Here is a 26,029-nt window from a genome sequence, read left to right as displayed (position 1 = left end):
AATCGACCCATAGCGGTCTGACGCCTCGCTCTGAAGCTGCCTGTCGGCTGAGCCCGGGCGGGTTAAATTGGGCATTTCCACAGCGGTCGTTGGCGGACTCAAACAATCGGCCGGAGTTGACGGTTGTAAGCGTCCGCAATCCGATACGAGAGAGCGGCAACCTAGAGCGGCAGGCCTGCTCCGTCGCCCCATCGACGGGGCTCGCCTTGCCCCGGCGACGCGGGCGGATGGCAGCCGCCCGACAATCGATCCAATTCACGAATAAGTGTTGAGCGGATCGCGCACGCGATCCGCTCTCGCTCTGCCGCTACGTTCTGCTGCCCGCTAAAAGCGGCGGCGCACTCTCCGAGTGCCCACCCGGAGGGAGGGAATGCAGTCCGCTTGTGCATCAAGGGTGCCGGGCGATTCGACCACGTGGCGGGTTTTCATCCGGTATTTTCAGCCGATGGGCGCCTGCATGGCGGGCACAATCCGCGCAGGAAACCCATAGGCAGAGGCTTAGCCGTAGCATGTACCAACGCCTGCGTAATTGGGATCGCCCCACGCGATGGCTCGTCATCGGCAACTTCTTCGTGGCTGTCCTCTTGAGTTCCATCGCTGGGATCGCGATCTACTCCAGCAAGCGCGCTCATGCGGAAAAGGCTCAGGACTCAGCAGAGTCAATGACAAACGGCCTGCGCCAAATGCTGGCCTCAGAGATTCGCCAGGTCGACATGGCTCTCCTGAGCGCGCGTTCGGCATACGTGCGCCGGAAAAACGAAGCGGAGACTGAGGCCGTCCTCTCAGACCAACTGGCACTCCTGCCCTGGGCGGACAGTCTTCGGATCACGGACGCCAGCGGCATTGTTCGCTACGGCCCAGGGGTCTCGGGGCCGACCGTTGATCTCAGCGACAGAGCATTCTTCAATGCGGCGAAAGGTGCGGTCAAGGACGAACTGATTTTCTCCGAACCACTAAAGGCAAGGATCAGCAAGAAGTGGGTTGTTGCCGTTGCGCGTCGCCTTCAAAAGAGTGATGGAAGTTTCGATGGTGTTGTCTATTCCAACGTCGCGACTGATGCGTTTCGGCAGCGCTTTGCCGAAGTGGACGTAGGGCATTACGGTGCGATCTCTTTGCGTACCGCGAGCCGTCAACTTGTATCGCGCCACGCCCCAGGCATTTCAGAACCGCCCGCTATCGGCTCGGCGACTGTGTCGAGCGAACTCGAACGTGCCTTGACGCGAAACGCGCGTACCGGCTTCTACGTCTCTGCTACGGCGCTGGACGGAGTCGAGCGTATGACTGCCTACCAGGCAGTCGATGACTATCCGTTCATTGTCCTCGTCGGTCTGTCCACTGCCGACTACTTCGAAGCTTGGCGCCAGGAGGCTTACCGGATCGGTGTGCTACTCGTGTTGTCCTTTGCTACCTTGTTCGGAGCATCGCAGTTGGTGCTCCGCTCCCAACGACGTGAACGCGAAAGCTTGCAACTCCTCATGGGCGAGGGCCTACGCAATCGCGCACTTCTCAGAGCGGCGAGTGACGGCGTGCAGGTGCTGGATAGGCGAGGCCAGGTGAAGGAAGCAAGCGAATCGCTCGCCCGTATGCTCGGACGGGATCGGAACGACTTGGTAGGGCAGCACGTTAGTGCCTGGGACGTTCGCTTCTCCGCGGACCACATCAATGGGTGGCTAATGTCGCTTCCGAATGGGGAGCCACAACGCTTCACTTCTGAATACCGCCGAAATGACGGATCGCTGCTAGACGTGGAGGTGCGGGCCGCGGTAGCAAACATTGACGGTCTTGACTATGTTTATTGCTCTGTCCGAGACATCTCAGAGCTCAAAAGAGCGCGTGCTGCCGAAGTTCAAGCCACTGAGCGTTTGAACGAAGCCATTGAGGCACTACCAGCAGGGTTCGAACTCTACGATGCCAATGACAAGATTGTGCTTGTAAATAGCACCATGAAGCGGATGTACCCCGCGGTGGCCGACCTGTTTGAACAGAAGATAAGTTTTACAGAGCTTGTGCGCTCGAACTGGGAGCGCGGCAGCCTCGTCGTGCCGAATGGAGACATTGAGCGTTGGATTGCGGACCGCCAAATGCAGCGGCGTACGGGCGGCGCGCCTATCGTGCACCAGCTGAAAGGTGGCGACTGGGTGCGTACCTATGAACGTCGCACACGCGATGGCGGTCTTGTAGGTGTGAGGATCGACGTCACCGAGCTCATGGAGCGCGACAGAGAGTTGGAAAGAGTCAACACTGAGCTCGACGCGGCAAACGCGGAACTGCGCAGACAAACCGAAATCGATCCCCTCACTGGAATTGCAAACCGCCGGCGATTTGAGCGTGAGCTAGTCGAGGCTTGCGCGTCCGGCGAGCCTATGGCGCTACTAATCTTCGACATCGACTACTTCAAACGCTTTAACGATCATCACGGACACCCGGCCGGCGACGCCTGCCTGCGGCGCGTCGCCGCGGTGTTGACGGCTTCCCTACGTGGTTCCTCGGACCTCGCTGCACGCCTCGGTGGAGAAGAGTTCACGGTGCTGCTGCCCGGGGAAGGCGCCGAAGGTGGCTGCGTAGTGGCGCAGCGCTGTACCGAGCTGCTGGCCGAGGCAGAAATTGCTCACGGCGACTCGCCGATCGGCCCGCGGGTGACGTTTAGCGTAGGTATCGCCGTGGGTCGGAGTGGCATGCCAACGGTGCTTATGGAGAACGCCGACGCCGCGCTGTACAGAGCAAAGCATGACGGGCGAGACCGATGGCACTTGCATGCTTCGGAATGACGGTTGCGACACAGCGATGTCGGCTTTCCGGCGATCGGGGGAGGCGCCACAACTCCGGCTTAGGGGCGGACTCGGGTTTCGCCGAACGTCAGCTCTGCTGCCGACCCAGTTGAACGACTGCTATACGGTTGACCGATCGAGGCTGCGTTAGGCAGCCCGCGACCCAAACCGGCCGGACGCGCTGCTCCAAAGCGGTCGGCCGGCAGGCCATCGCTCTTGCGGTCTCACCACCATGAAGCGGACGTTCGTGGTCTCACTCACCCGGCCAGGAGCAGTCACACGAAGGATCCACGGAAACCTGACATTCGATGCTTTAGCGGCAAAGGGGTCTGTCGAGTGCTGCGTGGATACTGACCGGCGGGATCACCCGTGGCATCAGCCAGTATCCCGAACGCATCCGGCCTAGCGTTGGCGGCCTGTTGTTTCTAGTTGGCTCCTCGGGAACTAATCGGTCGAGTGCGTACGTTTCGAATTGGACTGGATGTGTTCGTCGTGGCTTCGCTGCTCGGCGGCTTGGCGACGACGCCGATCTTGCTGGTCGCAGCAAGGGCTACAAGACACGTTCCGCGTAGCGTGCGACGAACTTGGCATCGGACACGTTCGGACTCGGCCCTACACACGCAAGATCAATGGCGAGGTAAAGCGCCCCGCGCAGACCGGCCGGCGCGACAGCCCAGCCCAGCGCCAGGCCGCATTGCAGCCCTTCATTCATTGACGGCTATAACTGGTGCCGCCCACACTCCGCGCTCAACTACCAGCAGCCCATGAGCCGGATCGCGGGATCGCGGGTGTGAACGACCTCTTGAGACTCGAGAGCTAGGCACACCTGGGTGCGCAACTCACGGATCCGGGAACGGGCCTTGATGCTCTCACGGAGCGGCCATCGTGTCTAGGACGACATCGGCGCCGATTCTGAACTTGTATTTGGCGTCAGGTTGCCGCTGCCACGGTTGCCAGCCATGCCGCCCAACTTGCCATTGCTGTCACGTCGCAGCGGCATGATGCGTCCGGCCCTACCTCGCCCAGCACCACGACGGGCCCCCACTATTGGCGAACTTAAAGAACTGCGGTAAATCGAAAATGCCGCCGACGGCAAAGGGCCTGATCAACGAACTGCGACGTTTCCTAGGGGGTTCGTCAAACCAGTCGCCGATGAGAGGTAACGACGGTAGCCATGTATGACTGCGCTCGTGCCCGGTTAACACGGCGCTTCATCTCCTCGATCTCGTCGGTCAGGGTCCGGCCGTAGGCCGCCTCTACCAGCAGCGTGCTCAGTTCTAGGCACGCGATCAAGATGGCGACGACCGCCCAGCCCGCCTTCGCCCACGGATGGGCTTCGAGGAACTGGTGCAGTGCCTCTAGTCGCTTGAGCGGGCCGGCGTCCTGCATCGCTGACGCGCTCGTCATCGCCGCCAGTGCCTGTTCGCCGTCGGCCTTCATCCGCGCATATGCGTCGCGCTCGCGTTCGTAGTCGCCGCGCAGGACGTCGGCGCGTTCCTTCTTGGCCCAGTAGACATTGCCGGTCCCCGATCCACGCACCGACTTGCAGGTGTTGTCGGCCTCGCAAAGCGCCTTGTCGTCGGCCTTCGACCACGAAACCTGCGCGGCCTTCATCACGGTTTGCTGCCGCTGCAGTTAGCCCCCGTGGTCCTGCTTCGCTTCCGCCAGCGCCGTCGTCGCGAGGGTCTCCTGGATCTCGAGACGGTAGAAGTTCAGGTCCAGCGCGGCCGGCCCGCCGACGGCCAGGAAGGTGCCGGTCACCGCGCGCGCCAGCGCGACGAACCAGCGTTCGGGCGCCAGCTGGATCAGGCGTTCCAGCGTGAAGGCGATGGTCGCGCAAAACGTCGCCACCAGGGCGCAGGTCAGCGTGTCGAGATGGAAGACCGCCGAGGCGGCCGACCAGGCGCATGACCACCACATGCTTACCGGCAGTAGGATGGCCAGCGCATAGGAGCTCGTGCGCCGCCGGGAGGCCGGGCACTGGCGCGCCGATTCCTCGCGGTCCACGCCTGTCAGGAGCCACAACACCACGGCCATCATGCCGGCACTCCATCGCCGAAGCCATCGGCCGCCATGCGCGCACCTTCCAGAAAGCCGGCACGCAACTTCAGCTCGACCGACCGGAATAGGCCGCCGCCTATGTCCACCAGCCCGCGCTCTTCGAGCGCGTCCTGGCGCAGCGCGACCACCTGCGCGCGGCGTTGCGCCAGCGACCGGGCGTGAGTCGGGCTGAAGGCCCTGTGAGCGCTGACGAGGCGGTCGATGCGCCGCAACTCCTCGTCCGCGATGGTCGGCCAACGGCTCGCAGCGCATGATAGTTTCACTTCGCGCTGGCGGCCAGGCGCATTCATGTTGCGCATCCATATACCGCTCGAAGATTCGGCTGGCACCTGTCAACGCGCGGTCTTCGAGCAGGCTGACCTGACTACTGTCGATTGCTGCAGCGAGGACTCGAAGCGCTTTCCGTTGGAAGCGAGGCGAGTTCATGGGCGAGTTGCCGAGAATATCGGTATCGGCCGCTGCAGGCACCGAAGGCTGGAGGACGACCTGACGGCGACGTGACGGGTGTGGGGCTAATTCCGGCGTGCCACGGAACATTTTCACCGATGAGATCATTCGCCGATGAAACCTTCTCTTGTTCGCAAGCCTGCTCGGCCAGTCCGTTGGCTTTGTGCGGTACCGATTCTGTTGATCGCGCTCGTCACCACTTCCATGCCCAGTTAAGCCACCGAGGAGCCGGCCTATCAAACCGTGCGCGATCTCGCGGGCATCGAGGTGCGGCAGTACGCCCCGTACACGGTGGCCGAAGTCACCGTGTACGGCCCGGCTGACGACGCGGGCAAACAAGCTTTCCCGATTCTGGCCGGCTACATCTTCGGCAAGAACAAGGGCGATCGAAAACTCGCGATGACGGCACCCGTGATGCAGGCGGCCGAGCCGGTCAAGCTGGAGATGACAGCGCCGGTCACCCAGACCGCTGCGGGTGGGGAGTTCCTGGTGCGGTTCGTGTTGCCGAAGGGCGTGACCGCGGCGACCGCGCCGGAGCCGACGGATGCGCGCGTAACACTTCGCGACGTTGCGCCCGCCGAGGTGGCGGTCATCCGCTACTCGGGCTTCTGGTCGCAGTCGAACTACCACGAACACCTGGCGAAGTTGCAGGCCGCTCTGCGCGCTGCCGATCTGGCATGGACAGGTGAGCCGGTCTACGCGCGCTACGACGCGCCATTCACGCCCTGGTTCATGCGGCGCAACGAGATCTGGTTGCGCGTTTCCACCCGACCCTGATCGGCCGAAGCCGCGCCCATCGCGTGGCGACGGATCGCAGCCGCTCAGTCGTCGTTTGCGGTTGCCGCCCAGGTGCCCTTGCGACGTTGCTCGACCGCGCTGGTCTGCGTGTCGATCCTGAACAAGTGCAGCCAGCCGTTGCCCACGAGCTGGCGCACGATCTCGTGGCCGGCGATCACGGTCTCGATGGCCGCGCGCGGCGCTTCGATGAACACGCTCAGCCGCAGCGGCGTGTGCCGCAGCGTGCGGCCGTCGTGCAGCGACTGCATCGGCAGCCCGATGCGCAGGTCGCCGCCATTGCCCTCGAACACGCCCACGCGGCCGCCGACGACGTTGTGCAGCGTCTTGTTGCCGCTGCCGTACCGAAGGTTGTCCACGGTTGACGCGTGGTACTGCATGTTGATCCAGTGCGTGACCACCATGGGCGCGGTCATGATCAGCGTCAGCACGCTCACGTCGGGGTCGAGCCGGTGGTCGTAGTCGTGCAGGAAGCTGCGGCCGGCGAGGTCGAGGTGACGCGTTCGCGCACGCGGCGCGACGATGAAAGCGGCGTTGTCTGCGAGACCCCACTCCGGCCGCACCTGCGCCCAGTCGTTGGCGCGTTGGAGGACCGCCTGCTTCAATGCAGCGTCATTGCACGCAATCGATCCCAGCCCCAGGCTTTCTGCCCGCTCGGCGCGTGCACTCGCGCCAGCGGCGTCGAGCCAGCCGCGCAGTTGTGCCAGTTCGGCCCGCAGCGCGGCCGGCACGGTGTCGCAGTCGTACAGCAGCACTTCGTCGGTGGTGGTGTTGTGCAGTGCCGGCAGGAAGTGGGTGGCGGCGGGCACTTCGACTCCCAGTTCCCGCAGGTGTTCGCGCACAGCTGGCATGTTGAGCAGGTCTGCCATCACGCGGGCGTTGACCTCACCGGTCTGGCCGCCGCAGGCGCCGCAGTCCAGGCCCGCGGCGTGCGGGTTGTTGGCGCTGCTGCTTCCATGCCCGACCAGCAACACCAGCGGCGCGAAGCCGTTCAGCAGGCCCATGGCACCGAGGATGCCGCGCGCCATCGCGGCGGCGGCGGCCGGGTCGTCAGTGGCTAGCGGCAGGCAGGGGCGCAGCGCGGCGGCGGTCGTCGCGGGCAGTCCGGTGTCTTCCCATCGCGCCGGGGTCGCACTCGAAGGCAGGCTCTGGGCCAGCAGCTTGGCGCCATAGAGCAGGCCCATGCTCTCGACGAAGCTGAAGGCCGAAGCCGGTGCGGCGCGGAACTCGGCCCAGCGCTGGCGCCATTGCAGCGCATCGCGCCGTTGCTCGGCGAGCACCTGACCCAGTCCGCCGCCCTCTTCGCTGACGCGATGCGCCGGCGCGAGCAACCCCGGCAGCTGTGGCCGTTCGAGCGCGCTGCCCAACGGTGAATAGGCGATCGACAGGCCGAAGAAGCCGGCGAAGCCGCGCGTCTGCACCGCCGGGCTCGTGCGCTCCAGTGCGCGCCGGAAGACCTCGGAGCGCACGTCGATGCAGAACAGCGCCTGCACCGCGGGCGGGGTGGGCGCCGCGGCGGGCAGCGCGCGGCCGAGCTGCTCGATCAGTGGTTGCTGGTAGGCGATCTCTGCCGCGTTCTGCAGCAACCAGTCGGTGCGCTGCACCTGGGCCAGCGCCTGCGCTGCGGCGTCGGCGGTGGCCCAGCGCGCAGCCCAACCGGGTTCGATCGTGCCGGGTGGCGAATCCTCGAACAGCAACCACTCCCAGGTCAGGCGGATCGCCAACAGGTGCTCGATCGTGTCGTCGTCGGCGCCGCGCAGCCGCGCTTGCCAGCGCAGGTACGCGCACCACGCCGCCCAGCCGCCGATGGCCATCAGCACGGCGCTGAGGTAAGCGTCGCGACCCTCTTCGGGGATCGCCATGGCGTCCAGCGCGGCAGCAATCACGTCCGGAGGCGCGCTTGGCAGCGCGGCGAGTCGGGTGCGCAGCGCGGCGCGCCCCTGGCGCCAGCGCAGGCCGTGGTCTGCGTCCAGCTGCAGGCGCCAGCTGCCGTACAGGCCGTTCGACGTGTCCATCGCCCAGGTCGCCTGGTGGCGGTCGAAGAAGGCGGCGCAGTGCTGGCTGATCTGGTGGGTCACGAGTTCGGGCCAGCGCAGGCCGGGGCGCGGCGGCGCGCCGCGGTCGCGCAGGTCGGTCACCAGCGGCAGGCGCGCCAGCGGCGCGCCGGGGCACTTTAGCGCCGCGACCAGTTCATCCACGCGCATCTGAATGTTTGCGGCGCCTGCGTCGGCGTTTGCATCGAGTTCGCGCACCGCCGCCGCCTGCAGGTGCCCGCGTTGCAGGTGGCCTGCGGCCCATTGCGCGCGGTACCACTCGCGCGGCATCGTCAGACGCGTGGCTGTCAGGGTGCCGAGTGTCGCCGCCGCATCGGCGATCGGCTGGCCGACCCAGCCCCAGTAAGGATTGACAGCGATGAACTGGTCCAGTGGCCAGGTCGGTGCGATGCGCGCGGTGGCCGTGTGGATGTGCGCGGCCAGGCGTTGGGCCTGCACCAGCGGGGCGTCGACAGGGGCATTCATGCGCGGGCTCCGAAAGTGACGACAGGGGTGCTGGTGTCAGCAATCGGCCACGGCGCAGCCGTCGCGGCCGGCGCCGGAGGCGGCCACAGGCCGAAGACGATGCGATTGAACTGCTCTTCGATGAACAGCCCGCCGTAGAACCAGGGGTACAGGCGGCGCGCCAGCGTGCCGTGCGGCGCGATGCCGATGAGCGACTGCAGAACGAACAGCGCGCCGAAGGCCACCGCCACGATCATCCACAGGGCCGGCTTCGGCGCGGCCGATGCCACCGCGTACGGCAGCACCCATGCACCGACCGCCGCGTGCAGGCAGTAGTAGGCCAGTGCCACGCCGAACGCCCCCGCCGCCGGCGCCGGCAGCCACAGGCCGCCCAGCCGCAGCGCATGCGCATGCACCAGCGGCACCAGCGCCATGGCGACGATGCCGGCCAGCACCCAGAGGGCGGGCGAGGGCGCCGGCCCCGGCACCACCGTCCCCACAACGGTACCCGCGGCGATCGTCATGCCTGCACCAATCAGTGCGCCCAGCGCCAGCGCCAGCGGACCGGGGGGCGCTGCACGGGGCGCGAGCTGCACGAGGGTTGCGCGCCGCACCGCGCCGCCGGCAGCGAGGAAGGCGTGCGCCTTGTACAGCGAGTGCGCCACGAGGTGCAGCAGCGCCATGTCCCACACGCCCAGGCCGCACTCCATCAGCATGAAGCCCATCTGCGCGCACGTCGACCAGGCGAGCATCACCTTGATGCTGATGCGCGTGGTCATCACCAGCGCCGCCAGCACCGCGGTGGCGGTGCCGGCCACCACCAGCAGCCACTGGGCCGCGGGCACTTCGCCCACCAGCGGCGCGAAGCGCAGCAGCACGAAACCGCCGAGGTTGACGATGCCCGCGTGCAGCAGCGCCGAGACCGGCGTCGGTGCCTCCATCACCTGGATCAGCCACCCGTGGAACGGCAGTTGCGCGCACTTGAGCAACGCGGCGCAGGCGATGAGCAGTACCGCCGCCTGTGCCGCCAGCGTCAACTGCGGGGCGGAGACGGCCTGCTGCGCGATGGCGTCGATTTGCAACGTGCCGAAGGCGCCGAACAACAGGCCGGTCGCGGCCAGCATGCACAGGTCGGCAGCGCGGCCGACGATGAACTTCTTGTGCGCCGTCACCACCGCGGCCGGCCGCTCGCCGAAGAAGGTCAGCAGGCGGTGCAGCGCCAGGCTGGTGGCGGTCCAGGCCAGCGCCAGCACCAGCACGTGGTTGGTGGCGACCACCACGCCCAAGGTGGCCAGCGTGGCCATCAGCCAGCGCACGTAGCGGCGTTCGTCGCGCTCGCCGTTGAGGTAGGGCTGCGAGTAGCGCACGATGACCCAGCCGACGAAGGCGACAAGCAACATCATCACGTCGCCGATGACATCAGCGCGCAGGCCAAGGCGCGAGCCGGCGAAGCCGGCCAGCACCGCGATCAGCGACAGCGAAGCGGCGGCCAGCGCCGCCGCACTGGCCCAGCGCGCACCGCGCCACGCTGTGGCGATGCTGGCGCCCGGCCCCGCGAACCATGCCGCCGCGCCGGCGGCGAACGCCGGCGTCAGCATCAATGCGGCGTGCCAGAGGGGCAGGGTGGAGGTGATCTCGGGGTGCGGGGTCATGGCCGGGTTCTGTGGGGCGATGGCCGCACTGTGCCGATCGCGCACAGTTCCGTAAAATACATTGTTCAGTACGATACGTACTGAAAAAAAGAACGGTCAGTCGATGCCGCGCTTGAACTTCCATCACCTGCACTACTTCTGGGCCGTGGCCAAAGAAGGCAACCTTACGCGCGCGGCGGTACGGCTGCATGTCTCGCAGTCCGCGCTGTCAGCTCAGATCCGACAGCTCGAAGAGCAGCTCGGTCAGCCACTGTTCGCACGCGTCGGCCGCAGCCTGCAGCTCACCGAGGCCGGGCAGCTGGCGCTGGGTTACGCCGACTCGATCTTCGCCGCCGGTGCAGAGCTGACCGCGCTGCTGCGCGAGGGACATCGCGACGAGCGCCAGGTGCTGCGCATCGGCGCCGTCGCGACGCTATCACGCAACTTCCAGGAGAACTTCCTGAGGCCGCTGCTCGAACGTGCCGATGTCGAACTGGTGCTGCATTCGGGCAGCCTGACTGACCTGCTCGCGCGGCTGCGCGTGCACACGATCGACCTCGTGCTGTCGAACCAGCGGGTGCACGCCAGCACCGACAACCCCTGGCGCTGCCAGCGCATCGCGCGCCAGCCGGTCAGCCTCGTGGGCAAGCCGCGCACCAAGCGCAAGGCGTTCCGGTTCCCGGCCGAACTGGCCGACGTGCCGCTGTTGCTGCCCGGTCGCGACAACGACATTCGCGCCGGCTTCGACCTGATGTGCGAGCAACTCGGCATTCGCTACCGGCTGCGTGCAGAGGTCGACGACATGGCGCTGCTGCGGCTGCTCGCGCGAGACTCGGACAGCGTGGCGCTGCTGCCCACGGTGGTCGTTCAGGACGAGCTGCGCAGCGGTCAGCTGGTGGAATACGTCGTCGTGCCCGATCTGCACGAAAACTTCTACGCCATATCGGTGCAGCGGCACTTCTCGCCGCCCCTGCTCAAGGCACTGCTGAAGCGCTCTGAGGCCGATGTGCTGGGTTCGCTGCCCGGCTGACCCGACAGACGCCGAGGCGACGCGAGATGGGAGACGTGCCGGCCGAGTCGTTCTGACCGAGCTCGGTCTGCCACCTTCGAACGATGCTGCCGCGCTCGTTCGCGATCTGAAACTGCGGCGCCGCGCGCAAACCTACAGGTGGAAATCGCCCGCGGCTTCCGGCTGGTACAGCACCTTCCAGATTCGAATGTGGCGGGTGCGGTCCTGAATCCGCCAGTCGACGGCATCCCCTTCCCGGTAGCCCAGGATCGCTGTGCCGATGCCGGCGCAAACCGACACCCTCCCGGCAATGTCGTTGGCGTCGTCCGGGTAGACGAGCGCGACTTCGACTTGCTGGTCGTCCAGCTGCAGCAAGGCGCGCGAGTTCATGGTCATGACATCCGGGGGTACCTGCCGGGGGTCGACGACGATGGCGCGCTCGATCTCGTGTTCCAGCTCGAAGCTCGTCGAGGCCTGCTCGACCGCAACCAGGTTTCTGAGACGGGCCTGGTCGATCTCGGTGATGTGGATGTCGCCAGCATGGCCTGCAGAGCCCTCGCGCAAGCGTTGGAGATAGCGCCCGGAACTGATCGAAAGACACGTCAGAGCCGGTGTCTCGCTATCAGGCATGAAACCGCAGCGCTGGAACGCCTTCAGCGATCGCGCGTTGTCGGGGTGGATCTTGGCGATGAGTTTCCTGGCCCGCATCTCGAAGAACGCGAGCTTCATGCCTTCTCGGATGGCGCTGGCCCCGAGCTGTCGGCTCCAGTTGTCGCGGTTGCCGATGACCAGGACCATCTCGCAGTCCGGTCCGGTCTTGACGAGACGGACGAAGCCCACCTTCATGTCATCCCGGTCGCAGACCATGAAGAACCGGCCACCCTGGTTGAACAGATGGGTCAGGATCGGCAGCTGAATCCGATCGACGGCCTCCTGGATGAACCGCGAGACATGACGCGAATCGCTCAGGTGGCGGGTGACGCACTCGTCTTCCAGCCAGTCCCTCAGCGTCAGCGCGTCGGCCCGGTAGATCTCGGGACACAGCGAAACGAATGGCCGGTTCATGCTGATTCCTTCTGGCAGGTTCATGGCGACGTGACCGTTCCGGCTGCCGCGGTGCGCCGGCGACCCCCGAGAAGTGGGTGGAAACGAGTACAGGTCGGACGGGACCTTCACGCTAATGCTTCGCTCGGAGCGGCGTCCCAGAAGCCACTCAGCAGGTTCTCGGGCCGCGTTCGTGCTACCACACGACCACAGGACAACCATGCGTCACGGCGAGCACTCAGTCCAGCGTAGACACTGAATCCGTTGCCGGTCTTGACGCAGCCGCCACTGACGATGCACTCACCGGCCCGGATGGCGCCCTCGCCCGTGATATCCGAGCCCGCAACAATGCCCCATCCCGCATCGGTGTGCATGCCGCTGCGAATCGACCGTCCGACCTGTATCCCGTGTCCCGCTTGCAAGCCCTCTGTGCACGCCAGATGACCGCCGACCTGCAAGCTCTTGGCGCAATGGATCATGCCGTGCACTTCGAGGTCCTCGGCCACCACCGCTGAACCCTCGCCACGGAGCGCCGACCCGCAGGCCAATGCGCCTCGAACGCGCAGGTCGCCGCCGCACGTCAAGGCGCCGTCTGCCTCGACGCTCCAGGACGAGACAAGATTGCCCCCGGTGCGCAGCGATCCTAGCGTGCGCAGGCCGGCGCCGGCGCGCAGGTCTTTGCCGACCCAGAACGAGTCGCCACTGCGAATGCTGCCGCCGGCCTGCAGCGATCCACCAGTGCGAAGGACTGAGTCCACATCCACGTCCCACGCACCTGGACCGAGCCAGCGTAGACGAAGGCATCCGCCGAGATGGCGTCGACCACGAGAACGGATTCGATCGGTCCGAACTGATCCAGCAGCCAGCAAGCGTCGTCAACGCGTCCGTCGGCGACGAGCGCGTCGATCACGCTCTGGTACTCGGCGGGACTTTTGAAGCGCCGAGCAAACCAGCGGTAGCCGCTGGCACATGAGCGCTTGGCCCTGAGCGCGGTTGAAGAAATCTTCATGTGAGCGATCCAATTCGATTCGGACGAGGATTCCAAGGTCTTGAACCCTGTTCGCCTTTGTCATTCAACATCCGTGGCCCTGTCGGCGGAACAGCAATCTCTAGGCAGTGCCCCGGGGTCTCAAACAGACCCGTCGAAATTCCGCTGGACCGCCTCCCCCAGCCCACACAGGCGGTCAAGTGGAGGAGCTGCTCACGTTCGATGGCGCCGTAGACAAACCAAGCGAGCTGATGAGACCTGTACGGTTGCAGCGACGCCATCGCGATCCACGGCATTCCAACCATGGTCATGATGTTCCCCGTTGCCAAAGGTTCACCGTTTTGTCGCTCCAGCGACTTTGTGTCAATGCTCCGGCAAAGGCGGCCGCGCTCCGTGCGAGGGTCGCGTTGTCCTGATGGGCCTTCGCCTGCATCGAAGGCGCGACCGTTGCCGCAGCGTGGACTGGAGAACTGTCCCGGGGCCGCGGCACGACCAGCATGTCGCAGGCCGACTCTGATAGGACGCGGCTGCTGACGCTGCCGCGGAAAAGTCCGCCTACGGTCGATCGACCCTGCTTCCCGGCCACGATGAGGTCGGCGCCAAGTTGCTGGGCCTGAGACAAGGTTGATTTCACAGCCGGCCCGTATGCCAAAGCAAAGCTCAACGGCGTGCAATCCAGGCCAAGCTCAGCGACCTTGCGCCGCATACGCGCATTGGTTCCTGCTTCCTCCATCAGGCGGGTTTCCCTGATGACGTGCTCGGGCACGTTCGCATAGCGCAGCACGGCGTCGCGCTGCATGTTGATGGCGTGAAAGACCTGCATGAGGGTTTGGCGTCGCACCTGCGTCGCGACCCTGATGGCGTCATCGGAAGACGACGTGAAATCGATTGGCACCAACACCCGGCGGTAAGCCTGCTGTGCCGGTGTCCGCACGACCAGCACCGGCCGCCGGCAGCTTCTCAGCAGTCGATCCGCGGTTCCGCTGAACCGCAAGCCCCCGAAACGTCGGTCGTTGCGCCGCCCGAGTACAAACATATCCGCACGATCAGATGCTCGCAGCAGGGTGTCGAACGGGTTGCCGGCCAGAGCCTCGACCGTGGGAGTTACGTCGTAGGCATTGGTGATCTCGATGGCCATGCGTTGCAACGCACGGCGAGCTTTCGCGGACCGCTGGTCGGTGTCCATCGTCGGGCGGAACCAGCTGCGCAACGGCTTGCAGGGCGCGGCCTTGACCACGTGCAGGATGTGCAGTCGAGCGCCGTGCTCGCGCGCCAAAAGCGCGGCGCGGCGAGCCGCGTTATTGCCGACGTCTGAGAAGTCGGTCGCAACCAGCACGGATGTGATTGAAGTCATATGTATTGTCCTCACGAACAGAAGTTACGGGAGGAGCCGGATGAGCTTGTTCCAAGGGTGCGCAGTGAATCGCACCGAAGCGGAAGTTCAAGAGCCCGTCGTCGCCAAGTGTTTGAACAGCTGTGCAATGGCCGCGCTTGGCGGCTAAATCGCGTGGCCACTATTCGGCCCGGGCTGAAAAATAGCGGCCGGGATCTCGGCTGCCTTCTCATCGCCCACCGGAGTGGACCAACGCGTCACGGCAACGTTTGCCAGACCCCACAAGGTCAGGCCGAAAAGGGCGGCCAACACAAGGGCAACGGTGATCAGCACCAGCGGATTGCCCCTGGCCAGTTGATCGCGCGCTGCACGGCGGCGCCCGACACCAAAGAAAGCCCACAGCACCGTACGCACGTAGCTCAAAGTTTTCATATCGCACTACCTCACCTTCGGATTGCTGATGGTCTGATTTCGCCCGCGGAATCGGGGCTTCTCGCCACTGGCGCCACCGTCTGAGCGGGCCGCTTAGACATCGCTCGACCACCGACCGAGTCGGCCGGGCTGGGTTGGTAGACGTTGTCGAACGTTCGGTCGCCTGCGGCTCTTCGACTGTCAAACTCGCTTTCGATGGTTGGCACCACGAGAACGTCGCACAGGCACTCGTCCGACAAGCGTCGAGCGTTGCTCCAGAAAAGAAAACTTCTTGCCAATGGCCGAGAGCTTCTCGCCACCACCAATAAGTCCGAAGCCAGAGTACGTTGCTTCAGAAGTGCGAGGGGCACGACGTTCCCATGCCCGAACGCGTGTGCAATGCGACTCGAAGGCGCCCGAATTGAGCTCACGGCCTTGTCCATTCGGATTTGCGCGGCAGCCATCCTCTTCAGCCGCTGATTGCGTACAACTGAATCGGGCACCTCAGCAAATCGCATATCGGTTTCATCGCGAAGATCAATCGCATGGAAAAGGTGAAGTTCCGCCTCTGGCGCGATACGCACCGCCAGTTCTGCGGCAGCAATCGATTGCTCCGAAAAATCGGTCAGGACCAATACACGCCGGTAGGGTCCTCGCGGCGCCTGCTTCACCAGAAGAACTGGTGTGGTGGAGCGGTCCAGCAGCCGGCCGGCAATGCTGCCAAACACCAGGCGATGCAGCGGATTGCGCCGTTTCGACGCCAGTGCGACCACGTCGACGGTCTTCGCCATGAGGAGCAGTTGGTCGTACACATCGCCACGGCGCGTTTCCGCTCGAACTTCGATGCGATGGGTGGCGGCCAATTCGGTCGCCACCGCGTCCAGTGAACGATGCGCGGGCAAGTTTCCAGAGCGCGCCGGCGGTGTGAATCGGCGTTCTGGTTCGCGATCGGGTCGCGACCTGTCGACATGGAGAAGTGTGGCCGTGGCCTTGAGCTCGCTCGACAGGTACCCGACGCGGTCGACCGCATGCCACGCTTCCTCCGAAAAGTCGGTAGCGGCCAGTAGGGAGCGAATCGAGACCTCCTGTTCATCAGTCCTTGGCGGGTCCACAAACCATCGCTCTGGTCCGAGGGCGCTCACGTCGTCACCTCCTTATCTCGGGAGTCGACATTGATCCAGGAGTGATGTGACCAGTCGCGGCTCAAGGCGAGTTTGGAGCGATCAATCGCGAAGCCGCTTCGCACCTGATAGCCAGGCAGTGCAGTCCGCGGGATGACCAGAACGTCGCATTGAGCATCCGCGACAAGTCGCTGCGCGACGCTTCCCAGCAAGAAGTCGCCGATCGCCGAATGCCCGTCCTTGCCGACCACGATCAGGTCCGCTTCCACCGATGTCTGCACCTCAAGCGCAGTGCGGGCCTGATCTCCGTGGGCAACCGACGCTGACGCGCGCCGATGCTCGACGGATTGGATCAGCGCATTCAGTCGTTCAAGTGCAGTCGCCGAGGCTCGATCGCGCCAACTCTGGATGATGGCGTCGGGCACATCGGCAGCACGCAGGCGAGTTTCTCGCGTCATGCTGGGTGCGTGACAAAGGTGAAGAGCCGCATGCGGTACCGATCTGATCGCGGATCGCAGGACCGCCTCGGAATAGACCGTGAAGTCGATGGATACGAGGACGCGTTGATACGGAGCCTGGGCGGGCTTCTTCACAACGAGCACGGGACGACGCACCATCCGCATCAGGCGCTCGGCCGGCGTACCGAACACAAAGTCGCGCAGTGGATTGCTGCGCTTGACGCCGAACACGACAAGATCGGCGGCCTCGGCGTGCTGCCGTACCTGCTCCAGGGTATCGCCGGCAACCACGAACCGTTCGATCGACACGCCATGTGCCGCTGCCGCTTTTGCTGCAAGGCGCTCCAAGTTTTCTTTCGCGCGAGACAGCTTGATGTCGATGTCGATGCGCGACGGAAGCCACTGGTGCAGCCCCTTGGTCGCGGATGCATCGACGATGGTCAGCAAAACCAGTTGGGCACCGTGCTCCGATGCGAGCCCCGCCGCGCGCGAGACGGCGTTGTCTGAGCGCGGCGAGAAGTCGGCCATAGCCAGGATGGATTTGTAGTTTTTCATCGAAATCTCCAGAGGTAAGACGCGTTGCGCTCATCTGCCGGCCAGGGGCCGTCCCGACCATTGGCAAGATGCCTGGCGCGTGCCATCAAAGAATCGTTGTCGGTGGCGCGAAGCCACCGCATTCGGCTACAGCTTGAAGTCGCCGCTGGCCTCGGGTTGGAACAAGAGGGCCACTACTTCGGCCGCGCCTCCGTCGCCGTTCGGTGTCAGCCAACGCGCGGTCGCCCCGACTCGCAGGCCGAGCAAACTGGCACCGACGGGGGACATCACGGAGACGAACCCCGCAGAAGGCTCCGCATCCGATGGATAACAGAGCGTCAACCGGTAGCGGCGGCCGCTGGCGCAGTCTTCGAGCAGCACCTGCGAGTACATCGTCACGATGTCGGGCGACACAGCGCGCGAAGGAACGAGGTGCGCCATGTCGAGCGCCTCCTCGATGTTGTCGGATCCGCCAGCGGGTGGACCAACGCGACTCTGACCTGTCAACTTGACGAGACGAGCGTGATCAAGATCGGTGAGCGTGCGCTCGCAATACGTGGAGACTTCCATGATGCATTCCTGTCCAATGGTGCGGCGGCCTGAGCTGAACAGGCGTGCACACTCGCGCTAGGCTGGTGCCCGGCGATCGGAGGTTTGCGCAAAGAAGAAGGTGGTGATCGCCGGGCTCAGGAATGTGCGGCCGGCTGCAGCAGCAGGGCCGACTTCCAGCGGCGTGTCGCGGACACGCCCTCCATGCTCGCAGCTGCGCAACGCACAGGCAAAACTCCGACGAGACGTCGTGAGCCAGCAGAGAATAGAACCTTCGATTTCATAGGGAGATTGTAGGGCGGACTTGCGCTCCAAAGGCGAGAACCCGCACTGCCATTGCCGATATGGCCGATAGCGTCGGCTCGCCGTGGAACGTCCTCGGACATCGCGGGGTTCGAAGGCTGACTTCAACCGGGACCAAGTTGCTAAGACCTGCCGGAACTCCTCGCAACCTGCTTCAAACCAGTCAATGCGGCAGCGACTGACTTCTTCTCCGACGTCTCCGAATACACCGCATAAGCGGGGTAAAGAAACTCGGGTGCACCTCTGACCCTTCGCAGTTTGCCGGACTCGATATGAGGTCGGACCACGTCCAGGCGAAAGTAGCCCGCACCGCCGGCCGCCAACAGGTACTCGCGCCCCAAAGGTCCGAGAGTGGTCGAAACGCCGGCGCTCGACAACTCGGGAAACGCAAGACTGTGCTGCGCGGCAAACTCTCTGCCCCAATCAACATAGACGTAGTCAGCGGCCTTCGGTGCGCCGCCCCGTTTTGATGTGGTGACCATCACGAGCTTTTCCTCGATCAGCAGTTCGATGCGAAGGCCGGGTCGTTGTTGAGGCGCGTACACAACCGCGATCTCGAGACTCCCATCCGAGACGCGGCCCAGTAGGTTCTCGGGGAACCCCACCTCGGTTCGAAGCGCCAGATGAGGTGCAGCGCTTCTCATCCACAGCAGCCACTTCAACATCAGAGGATCCCACAGGCTGTTCTCGCAGCCGACCGACAGCACCCCTCGCCGTCCTCGGGGTACCGCGACCTGGTGCCGCGCGCGCTCCCATATCTGAACCAATGTCGTGGCGTAGCGCTGGAACTGCTCACCCGCCGGTGTAAGAGATGCGCCGGCCTTGTTCCGCACGAACAATCTGCGACCCAACAGTTCCTCGAGCGTGCGAACGCGCGCGCTGACCGCTGTCGGTGTGACGTGCAGTCGCTCCGCGGCGTGGAGGAAGCTGCCGGTCGACACGATCTCTGTAAACGTCTTTGCCAGGTCGATGTCCATGAGTCTCGCTCGAACATTGAATGCAGAAGTCTCGCATTCAAACGGCATTTAATGTCGATTTACTTCTTGTTAGATGTGGTGGAAGCTTGCGCTATGCCATCTTGGCAGGCTTCACGAATGTCCAACAATGGAACGCAGATCATCAGCCGATTCGACGATGCGCTCAGTTTCCGGGCGCCGTGTGCATATCGCGCCACTCGAGGCGCCACTGGCCGTTCATCCGAACGGCGTTGAGCCCGGCACGGTCGCAGGTCACGCCATATCGTGCTGTGAGTCGGTGTGATCATGGCCAGCTCCACGGTACCGAGGTCAACGCCGCGGCAACGTTCGTGGGCTGACCGCGCGATATGCCTAAAGCGAGCGCGTGAAGCGTCCTGCGCCGAGGACGGAATGCGGGTTCTTGTCGATCGTCTCTGGCCGCGCGGGATGTCGAAGGATCGAGTGGCTGCGGACCTCTGGCTCAAGGACGCAGCGCCCTCAGCGGCGCTGCGCCGATGGTACGGCCACGACACACAGCGATGGGAGGCGTTCAGCGCACGGTATCGAGTGGAACTTCAGGAACACGAAGACATCTTGTCGTTGCTCTTCGAACTCAGCCGGAACGGCCGCGTGACACTGCTGTTCGATGCGCATGACCCCACCAGGAACAACGCCGACGTGCTACGCGACGTATTGCACGAGATGTCAGCGGCGTGAATTCGATGTCGCACCCACTAACGAAGGAGCATTCACCATGAAAGCCAAAGACCTGATGACGACACCCGTGCTGTCGGTGCCGCCGCTCACTCTTGTCACGGACGTCGCCGCACTCTTGCTCGACAGCCGTATCAGCGGACTACCGGTCATCGAGCGCGGCAAATTGGTCGGAATTGTTTGCGGAGCCGACCTCGTGCATCGCGCAGAGATCGGCACCGACGAGAAGGAGATGCACCGCCCATGGTGGCACTTAATTTTCGGGCAGGCTCCGATGCCCACGGAGTACGTACGATCTCATGGCAAGTACGCAGCAGATGTGATGACGACCGAGGTGATCACCGTCGACGCCGAAGAGCCGATCGGTCGAATCACCGAGCTTTTCGACACCCACCACATTCGAACGCTGCCCGTCACGTCAGGGGCTGCAGTCGTCGGAATCGTCACACGGTCCGATCTGGTCAAGGCGGTGGCCGAGCATCGCTTCGAGAAGCCGGCGGCGCAGAGCGACGAAACGATCCGCGAGCAACTCGTCGCGGAACTGGAATCTCATCCCTGGTGGTTCCCGCAAACGTCCAGCGTATTCGTTGCTCACGGAGTGGTGAGCTACCGTGGACTTGTCAGGAATGAAGCGTCGCGCCGTGCAGCGCGCGTGGCCGCCGAGAACATTTCAGGCGTTCGAGGCGTGCGAGACGACCGGATCGCGACATCCGAATGGGAGCCCATGGCATGACCTGAGCGGCTAACCTGCGTATCTTCCCTGCTGCCCCGCTGCATTGCGGGCACTCAGCTTCGAAATTTTTCTCGGTGGAGGTCATTGTTGCACGACCGATTGCTGGCTGACCCGGTCGAATTGGCAGACCGGCCGTCAGCCTCCCAGTCCTGGGGCACGCGCGAAAGGAGTGCCTTCGAGACCATCACGCGGCGCCACGGTCGCCTGGTCTACCGTGCGGCACGCAGCATCGTAGAAGACGATGCTGCCGCGCAGCGGTTGGTAAGGGAGGTGTTCCTTTGGGCGTTTGGCAACTTTCATCTGTATCGAGGGCAAGTGGCGCTTGGAACTTGGCTCGCAAGGATTGCGATCCGAACCGTGAGGGGGAGGCGCGCGCTGCACGATGCTTTTGAGTGGTCGGAACGCTGGGAACGGGAGATACGCAAGAACGGATCGTGGGTCGGGTGTGAGGCGCATGGCCCGGAGTGCAACAGCAGGCACGACCAAGATGGCACGGCGCAAGTCGCAAGACTGCAGTCGGCCATCGAACGTCTGCGGTCATGTTCCAGGATCGCCTTCGTGCTGCGCGTGGCAGAGGGAATCGATCCTGCTGAGACTGCATACGTTTTGGAGGTCAGCAATGTCTTGGCAGATCGCTACCACGAAGAGGCCACTTCTTCGGTATGCGCAGAGGTCGGCGATGCTTTTGCTATGCAAGTGCGATGTCTCTATCCGTTCACCGGTGAACGTTGCGACGCCATCGTCCAGCAAGTGCTCACTGAGGTCTCTCGACAAGCGCTGAGTGCGTGCTGAGGGCGCGCTGACGCGGTTAGCCACGAACTACTCATCCCTGCCTATTTCACTTCACCGGAGTTACCGTCCCGATGTGTTCGCGCGAGCTCTGCGCAGTACACGGTGAACTGGTCGAACTGCGTAATGCGATCAAATACTGCCGCGGCCCCCAGCTCCAGATACTTGCGCCGCATCTCCGTGGTGAAGATTTCGCACAAGACCACGATGCTCTGTCCTTTGCCCATAGAGGCCACAGCGCGAACGGTACCCAGCCCGCTTCCGTGCCGCAGATAGCTGTCTACGAGCACGAGATCGCAATCGTTCTCGGACTGCCATGCTGTGGCATCAACCTCGTTGTTGGCGTTGTCCACGATCTCCCAGAGCTGACTACCCTCCGAGGTGCGTTCGAGCCTATCGCGAATCCAGGGCTTGTCCTCGACGACAAACGTCTTGAGCGCCGGCAGCGTTCGCGAGTGCGGGCCTCGCACACGGACTCCTCGTGTTATGCACGCGTCAACATCGAGGCTCATCTTCATCGCAGAATCCCAGTCATCCTCTGCCAACGTATATTGCGATCACCCAACTGCCTTCAGCTGCGCACGACACGCTTCGGCCAGCCGATGAGTTGCTCCCGCCTGGCATCTTCATCGAGGGATGTCTGAACCGGCTTGAGCAAGTCACTGCGGCTCACGACGCCCACCAAGCGGTGCGACTCCGAGTCGCAGACAACCGGAAGACGTTCGAGACCATGCGCGGCTAGCCGCTGCGCGGCCACCCGGCAGGTTTCACCCGGCAGCGCGAAGTGCAAAAGTGGCCGGCAGAAGTCCGCAGCGACCAGTTCGGCGTTCGCCCTCGCCCCTAACCGCTCCCGATCCAGCATGCCGAGGCAGACGCCGTGGATGTCCACGACCGGGAACGCGCGGTGCCGTTGCGTAGGGCCGAACCAGTCTCGCTCTATGTCGCGGAGGGTCGCATTGGCCGGAATCGCCTGCACGCTCACTGTCATCACGTCGCCGACGCGCGCCTGCTCCTGAGGGTCCACGCCGTACTCGCGGTGAACGTGTCGCCCGCGGCGCGCGATGCGTTCGGTCATGATCGATCGGCGCATCAGAAGCACGCTGAATCCGTGTGCCACCGAGCACGCGAGCAATAGAGGCAGCAAGGCGTTGGCATCGCCGGTCATTCCGAACGCGAACACGGTGGCGGTCAGCGGTGCGCCGAGCAGGCCAGCCAGTACCGCCGCCATGCAGACGAGCGGCCAAAGCGATCCGTCCCCGAATGGCAGCCAGACCGACATGACTGTTCCCAGCCCCGCGCCCATCATCAACAACGGCGCGAGCACGCCACCCGATGTGCCCGAGCCCAAGGACACGACCCACATCACCGCCTTGACCGTGAGCAAGGCCAGCGCCGTGCCGAGCAGCAGTCGGTGGTTGAGCAGGTCGCCGATCACGTCGTAGCCGACGCCGAAGGCGCGCGGCTGCAGCCAGCCGCCGATGCCGACGACGAGTCCACCGATCGCAGGCCACCACATCCAGTGCACGGGCAGGCGGTGAAAGAGATCCTCCATGGCATAGAGCGCACGTGACAGGCCTGACGACAACAGCCCCGCGAGCAGCCCGGCCACGACGCAGGCGGCGAAGGCCGTCCAGCCGGCGGGCTCGGTGTGAAGCGGGAACAGCCTGCCCGCGTCAAGCAGCAACGGCCGCGTGAACCCGGCCACCGCGCACGCGATCGCCACCGGCAACAGGCTGCGAGGGCGCAACTCGAACAGCAGCAGCTCCACTGCGAGCAGCACGGCGGCCACCGGCGTACCGAACACGGCCGTCATGCCCGCGGCCGCACCCGACACGAGCAGGGTCTTGCGCTCGGACGCAGAGAGATGAAACAACTGGCCGAGCAGCGAACCGATCGCGCCGCCCGTCATGATGATCGGACCCTCGGCCCCGAACGGGCCGCCCGACCCGATGACGATGCCGGATGACAGGGGTTTGAGCACTGCGACCTTCGCCGACAGGCGGCTTTGGCCGAAGAGGATGGCCTCGATCGCCTCCGGGATGCCATGCCCACGGATCTTCTCCGAGCCAAATCGCGCCATCAGCCCGACGGACAGTCCGCCGATGACTGGCAGCGCGATGACCCAGGGCCCCAAAGTGTTCGTGGCCGGCGAACGGTCCGCGATCGAGAGTGTCTGGAAGAAGAACAGGTTGGTGAAGAAGTGAATCAGCGTCAGCAGCAGCCAGGCCGCCACCGTGCCGAGCGCGCCGATCGGCACGGCCAATGCGGCGATCGGCAACAGCCGCCGGTCAACGGCGTAGTCACCGGTCAGGTGGGGGTCGAGTGCCATGCGATTCAGGCGCCAGCAGCGCGCGCGGTTCCCAGCTTCGCGAGGCAGATCTCGTACAGCGCACCGACGAGGTCCGTCTGCGTCACCATGCCAACGAGGCGCCGGTCGGCGTCGACGATCGGCACGTGGTGGTGGCCCACATCGGCCATCAGCGGGACAAGCTCGACTGCAGGGGTCGTCGCCTGCGCGGTGCGTGCGGGGGCAGTCATGATCTGGCCGACAACTTCATGCTTGTCCGAGTGAGTGTGGGCGGTCCGCTGCAGGAACGCGCGCAGTCGCCGGCTAAGGCTGTTCAAGTCTCGCAGCTCTGCGTGACGAAGAAAATCCGAGCGGGTCACGATGCCGATGACGTGCCGTGCGTGATTGAGCACCGGCAGTGCCTGAATCGAATGCGACTGCATCAGCTCCCAGGCATCGGCCAGTTCGGTACCGAATTCGACGGCGACGACATCCTTCGACATGATCTCGGCGCAAACGGTTTCTCCGAAGCGGCGGCGAAAGGCGTGCATCTCGGTCTGGTGGAACAGCTTCTCGAGATCGTCGGCGCTGATGTCGAGCACCTGGTCGTATTCCTTCATCGCCGCCTGCAGGTCGTTCGACGTGAAGCCCAGGCGCTCGGTGGGCACGCCGTCGGCCGTCTGGTGCGGATGGGTGGCCTCCAACTGTTGCGCGTGCGGATAGCGGCGCCCGGTCAGGTTGTTGTAGGCCACCGCGGCCAGCAACAACAGCAAGGTGTTCAAGGCCACTGGCGCGACCACGAAGTCGAAACCCGCCGCGTGAATCTCCGGCCCGCCGAGAACGGCTGTCAGTGCCACTGCGCCGCTGGGTGGGTGCAGGCACCGCAGCGCGAACATCGCGCCGATCGCGAAGAAGATTGCGGCCGACGCCGCGACCACCGGTGATGCGATGAGCTTCGCGCAGGCGACGCCGATGACCGCAGCGACGAGGTTGCCACCGACGATCGACCAGGGCTGTGCGAGCGGACTGGCCGGAACTCCGAACAGGAGTACGGCCGACGCGCCCATCGGCGCCATCAACCACAGTGCTGTCACCGGTGACTTGAGCGTCAACGCGCTGACCACGCCCGTGAGCAAGATGCCGAGTAGTGCACCAGCGCCCGACCGGAACCGCTCGTGTTGGCTGACAGACGCTCTGGGAGGCAAGAGGCTGTGCCACCAGGGAAGCAGCAACGAATTCATTGGATCGGCGAGAATTGGAGGATGCCGATTACATCACGTTGTGACATAACTGGCCGCCGCAGAAAACTTTTCTGTGCTTTGAACCATCCGACATGCCACGATCCGCAAAGCCCTTGACCAAGCGCGACTACGAGTCGCTGTCCGAGTTTCGCCACCAGCTGCGCCGTTTCCTGAGGTTCAGCGAAGACGCTGCGCAGTCCGAAGGGCTGACCCCGCTGCAATATCAACTGCTTCTGCACATCAAGGGCTTCCCTGGGCGCGATTGGGCGACCGTGGGTGAACTGGCGGACCGGCTGCAGACGCAGCAACACGGCGTGGTCGCGCTGGTGACACGGTGCGCGGCACTGGGACTGGTCGTACGTTTGCCTGACGCCGCCGACCGGCGCCAGGTGCGGGTGCGGCTCACGTCGGAGGGCGAGCGGTGCCTGGGCAAGTTGGCAGAACAGCACAGGGTTGAACTGACGTCACTCGCGCACGTTTTCCAGGTCGCCAACATCACAGCTTTCAACGACCGGGCCTGAAGGCGGGAACGCGCTGATGGTTTCATTCATCAGATGCGTGGAGGTACCCATGCAGAGCGCACCGACTTCGATCCGAGCTCCGAGACCGCAGACCGACGATTCAGTGCCGGACCGTGAACTCGCCGATCGAGCGGCCGCGGGTGAAGAAGCCGCGTTCGAATGCATCATGAGGCGCCACAACCGGCTGCTATTTAGAACCGCTCGCAGTATTTTGAAGAGCGACGCTGAAGCGGAGGACGCGTTGCAGGATGGCTACCTGCGTGCCTGGCGCGCCTTGCACACGTTTCGTGCGGAATCGAAGCTTTCGACCTGGCTGGTGCGCATCGTTGTGAACGAAGCGCTCGGGCGACTCAGGCAGCGCAATGCGAATGTCATTCCGTTCAACGCGGCGCTGGACGAAGACGGTCGAGATCCGGAGGCGTGGATGGAAGACGACCCCAAACACCGCCCCGATCACGTCGCGACCCGCGCCGAGTTTCGTCGAATGATCGAGACGCGGATCGATTCCCTGCCTGACGCTTTCAGAAGCGTATTCATGCTGCGAGCCGTGGAGGAACTGAGTGTCGAAGAGGTCGCGCTGCTGCTGGAGATTCCCGAAGCGACAGTTCGCACGCGTTTCTTCCGCGCGCGAGCCTTGCTTCGCGAGGGCCTGGCGCGCGACGTGGACATCGGGTTGGGAGACGCCTTTTCTTTCGACGGCGAACGCTGCGACCGAATCGTGGCGGGTGTGCTGGCGAAGATGCGCTAGTCCCCATGGGGTGCAATCGCCGCAATCTCCGGGAACGTGACGGAAGACGCGTCCATCGAATGGTGGTGTCCTCAACCATTCAGGAGAAGT

22 protein-coding genes and 3 pseudogenes are annotated in these 26,029 nt (G+C 64.3%); 9 read left to right on the top strand and 16 right to left on the bottom strand.

Annotation, left to right across the window (positions count from 1 at the left end; all coding sequences use genetic code 11):
• The first annotated feature begins 509 nt into the window (after window positions 1-509).
• Both ACWH49_RS03090 and ACWH49_RS03085 read left to right on the top strand, forming a co-directional pair.
• Window positions 510-2,768, top strand: a complete 2,259-nt coding sequence (locus tag ACWH49_RS03090) for a diguanylate cyclase domain-containing protein (protein ID WP_448170113.1) — start codon at window positions 510-512, stop codon at window positions 2,766-2,768.
• A gap of 547 nt (window positions 2,769-3,315) precedes the next feature.
• A pseudogene (locus tag ACWH49_RS03085) lies at window positions 3,316-3,562 on the top strand (integrase core domain-containing protein); the annotation flags it as partial.
• A gap of 343 nt (window positions 3,563-3,905) precedes the next feature.
• Here the strand turns inward: ACWH49_RS03085 and ACWH49_RS03080 are convergent.
• Together ACWH49_RS03080 and ACWH49_RS03075 are read right to left on the bottom strand one after the other, a co-directional pair.
• Window positions 3,906-4,805, bottom strand: a pseudogene (locus ACWH49_RS03080) (DUF4407 domain-containing protein).
• Window positions 4,805-5,119: a hypothetical protein gene (locus ACWH49_RS03075; protein WP_448170112.1), complete on the bottom strand. Its 315-nt coding sequence runs from the start codon at window positions 5,117-5,119 to the stop codon at window positions 4,805-4,807. Before ACWH49_RS03075 ends, ACWH49_RS03080 begins: the two are co-directional and overlap by 1 nt.
• Window positions 5,120-5,507: 388 nt before the next feature.
• Between ACWH49_RS03075 and ACWH49_RS03070 the strand changes: the two are divergent.
• Window positions 5,508-6,053, top strand: a pseudogene (locus ACWH49_RS03070) (SOUL family heme-binding protein); the annotation flags it as partial.
• Window positions 6,054-6,097: 44 nt separating this feature from the next.
• Here ACWH49_RS03070 and ACWH49_RS03065 read toward each other — a convergent pair.
• Window positions 6,098-8,590, bottom strand: a complete 2,493-nt coding sequence (locus ACWH49_RS03065; protein ID WP_448170111.1) for a YbcC family protein — start codon at window positions 8,588-8,590, stop codon at window positions 6,098-6,100.
• Window positions 8,587-10,221: an NADH-quinone oxidoreductase subunit L gene (locus ACWH49_RS03060; protein WP_448170110.1), complete on the bottom strand. Its 1,635-nt coding sequence runs from the start codon at window positions 10,219-10,221 to the stop codon at window positions 8,587-8,589. The genes ACWH49_RS03065 and ACWH49_RS03060 overlap by 4 nt, the downstream gene beginning before the upstream one ends.
• 103 nt (window positions 10,222-10,324) lie before the next feature.
• On the opposite strand from ACWH49_RS03060, the gene ACWH49_RS03055 reads away from it, so the two are divergent.
• Entirely contained in the window at window positions 10,325-11,230 is a 906-nt protein-coding gene (locus tag ACWH49_RS03055) for a LysR family transcriptional regulator (protein ID WP_448170109.1), read from the top strand.
• Window positions 11,231-11,362: 132 nt separating this feature from the next.
• Here the strand turns inward: ACWH49_RS03055 and ACWH49_RS03050 are convergent, their stop codons facing one another.
• The 9 genes from ACWH49_RS03050 to ACWH49_RS03010 form a co-directional block, all read right to left on the bottom strand.
• Window positions 11,363-12,274 carry a GNAT family N-acetyltransferase gene (locus ACWH49_RS03050; RefSeq protein ID WP_448174294.1) on the bottom strand — a complete coding sequence of 304 codons (912 nt, stop codon included), beginning with the start codon at window positions 12,272-12,274 and terminating at the stop codon, window positions 11,363-11,365.
• A gap of 107 nt (window positions 12,275-12,381) precedes the next feature.
• Entirely contained in the window at window positions 12,382-12,759 is a 378-nt protein-coding gene (locus ACWH49_RS03045; RefSeq protein WP_448170108.1) for a hypothetical protein, read from the bottom strand.
• A gap of 137 nt (window positions 12,760-12,896) precedes the next feature.
• Complete coding sequence (locus ACWH49_RS03040) at window positions 12,897-13,262, bottom strand: hypothetical protein (RefSeq protein WP_448170107.1); 366 nt, start codon at window positions 13,260-13,262, stop codon at window positions 12,897-12,899.
• Between the two features lie 286 nt (window positions 13,263-13,548).
• Window positions 13,549-14,595 carry a universal stress protein gene (locus ACWH49_RS03035; protein ID WP_448170106.1) on the bottom strand — a complete coding sequence of 349 codons (1,047 nt, stop codon included), beginning with the start codon at window positions 14,593-14,595 and terminating at the stop codon, window positions 13,549-13,551.
• Between the two features lie 144 nt (window positions 14,596-14,739).
• Entirely contained in the window at window positions 14,740-15,006 is a 267-nt protein-coding gene (locus ACWH49_RS03030; protein ID WP_448170105.1) for a DUF2970 domain-containing protein, read from the bottom strand.
• An 11-nt stretch (window positions 15,007-15,017) separates the two neighbouring features.
• Window positions 15,018-16,127, bottom strand: coding sequence for a universal stress protein (locus tag ACWH49_RS03025; RefSeq protein ID WP_448170104.1), 1,110 nt, complete (start codon window positions 16,125-16,127; stop codon window positions 15,018-15,020).
• Window positions 16,124-17,119 carry a universal stress protein gene (locus tag ACWH49_RS03020; RefSeq protein ID WP_448170103.1) on the bottom strand — a complete coding sequence of 332 codons (996 nt, stop codon included), beginning with the start codon at window positions 17,117-17,119 and terminating at the stop codon, window positions 16,124-16,126. The genes ACWH49_RS03025 and ACWH49_RS03020 overlap by 4 nt, the downstream gene beginning before the upstream one ends.
• A gap of 126 nt (window positions 17,120-17,245) precedes the next feature.
• Window positions 17,246-17,668 carry a GreA/GreB family elongation factor gene (locus tag ACWH49_RS03015; RefSeq protein WP_448170102.1) on the bottom strand — a complete coding sequence of 141 codons (423 nt, stop codon included), beginning with the start codon at window positions 17,666-17,668 and terminating at the stop codon, window positions 17,246-17,248.
• 404 nt (window positions 17,669-18,072) lie between these two features.
• Window positions 18,073-18,927 carry a LysR family transcriptional regulator gene (locus ACWH49_RS03010; protein WP_448170101.1) on the bottom strand — a complete coding sequence of 285 codons (855 nt, stop codon included), beginning with the start codon at window positions 18,925-18,927 and terminating at the stop codon, window positions 18,073-18,075.
• Window positions 18,928-19,212: 285 nt separating this feature from the next.
• Between ACWH49_RS03010 and ACWH49_RS03005 the strand changes: the two genes are divergently transcribed.
• The 3 genes from ACWH49_RS03005 to ACWH49_RS02995 all read left to right on the top strand — a co-directional run bounded on the left by ACWH49_RS03005 (window position 19,213) and on the right by ACWH49_RS02995 (window position 21,145).
• Window positions 19,213-19,623: a DUF488 domain-containing protein gene (locus ACWH49_RS03005; RefSeq protein WP_448170100.1), complete on the top strand. Its 411-nt coding sequence runs from the start codon at window positions 19,213-19,215 to the stop codon at window positions 19,621-19,623.
• Between the two features lie 37 nt (window positions 19,624-19,660).
• Window positions 19,661-20,353 carry a CBS domain-containing protein gene (locus ACWH49_RS03000; protein ID WP_448170099.1) on the top strand — a complete coding sequence of 231 codons (693 nt, stop codon included), beginning with the start codon at window positions 19,661-19,663 and terminating at the stop codon, window positions 20,351-20,353.
• Window positions 20,354-20,440: 87 nt separating this feature from the next.
• Window positions 20,441-21,145, top strand: coding sequence for a sigma factor (locus ACWH49_RS02995; protein WP_448170098.1), 705 nt, complete (start codon window positions 20,441-20,443; stop codon window positions 21,143-21,145).
• Window positions 21,146-21,186: 41 nt separating this feature from the next.
• Here the strand turns inward: ACWH49_RS02995 and ACWH49_RS02990 are convergent, their stop codons facing one another.
• From ACWH49_RS02990 to ACWH49_RS02980, 3 genes are read right to left on the bottom strand one after another with little or no spacing between them, the layout of a single operon-like run.
• Window positions 21,187-21,660 (bottom strand): response regulator, encoded by a 474-nt coding sequence (locus ACWH49_RS02990; RefSeq protein WP_448170097.1) that lies wholly within the window; start codon window positions 21,658-21,660, stop codon window positions 21,187-21,189.
• Between the two features lie 53 nt (window positions 21,661-21,713).
• Window positions 21,714-23,471 (bottom strand): chloride channel protein, encoded by a 1,758-nt coding sequence (locus ACWH49_RS02985; RefSeq protein ID WP_448170096.1) that lies wholly within the window; start codon window positions 23,469-23,471, stop codon window positions 21,714-21,716.
• 5 nt (window positions 23,472-23,476) lie between these two features.
• Complete coding sequence (locus tag ACWH49_RS02980) at window positions 23,477-24,670, bottom strand: HPP family protein (protein WP_448170095.1); 1,194 nt, start codon at window positions 24,668-24,670, stop codon at window positions 23,477-23,479.
• A 92-nt stretch (window positions 24,671-24,762) separates the two neighbouring features.
• Between ACWH49_RS02980 and ACWH49_RS02975 the strand changes: the two genes are divergently transcribed.
• Together ACWH49_RS02975 and ACWH49_RS02970 are read left to right on the top strand one after the other, a co-directional pair.
• Complete coding sequence (locus ACWH49_RS02975) at window positions 24,763-25,191, top strand: MarR family winged helix-turn-helix transcriptional regulator (protein ID WP_448170094.1); 429 nt, start codon at window positions 24,763-24,765, stop codon at window positions 25,189-25,191.
• 49 nt (window positions 25,192-25,240) lie between these two features.
• A complete protein-coding gene (locus ACWH49_RS02970; protein ID WP_448170093.1) occupies window positions 25,241-25,939 on the top strand; it encodes an RNA polymerase sigma factor in 699 nt (232 codons plus the stop codon).
• Window positions 25,940-26,029: the final 90 nt, after the last annotated feature.

This window comes from Rhizobacter fulvus (assembly GCF_964020785.1).
The sequence above is the reverse complement of the archived record's forward strand: the minus strand, read 5'-3'. Positions and strand labels throughout refer to the sequence as shown.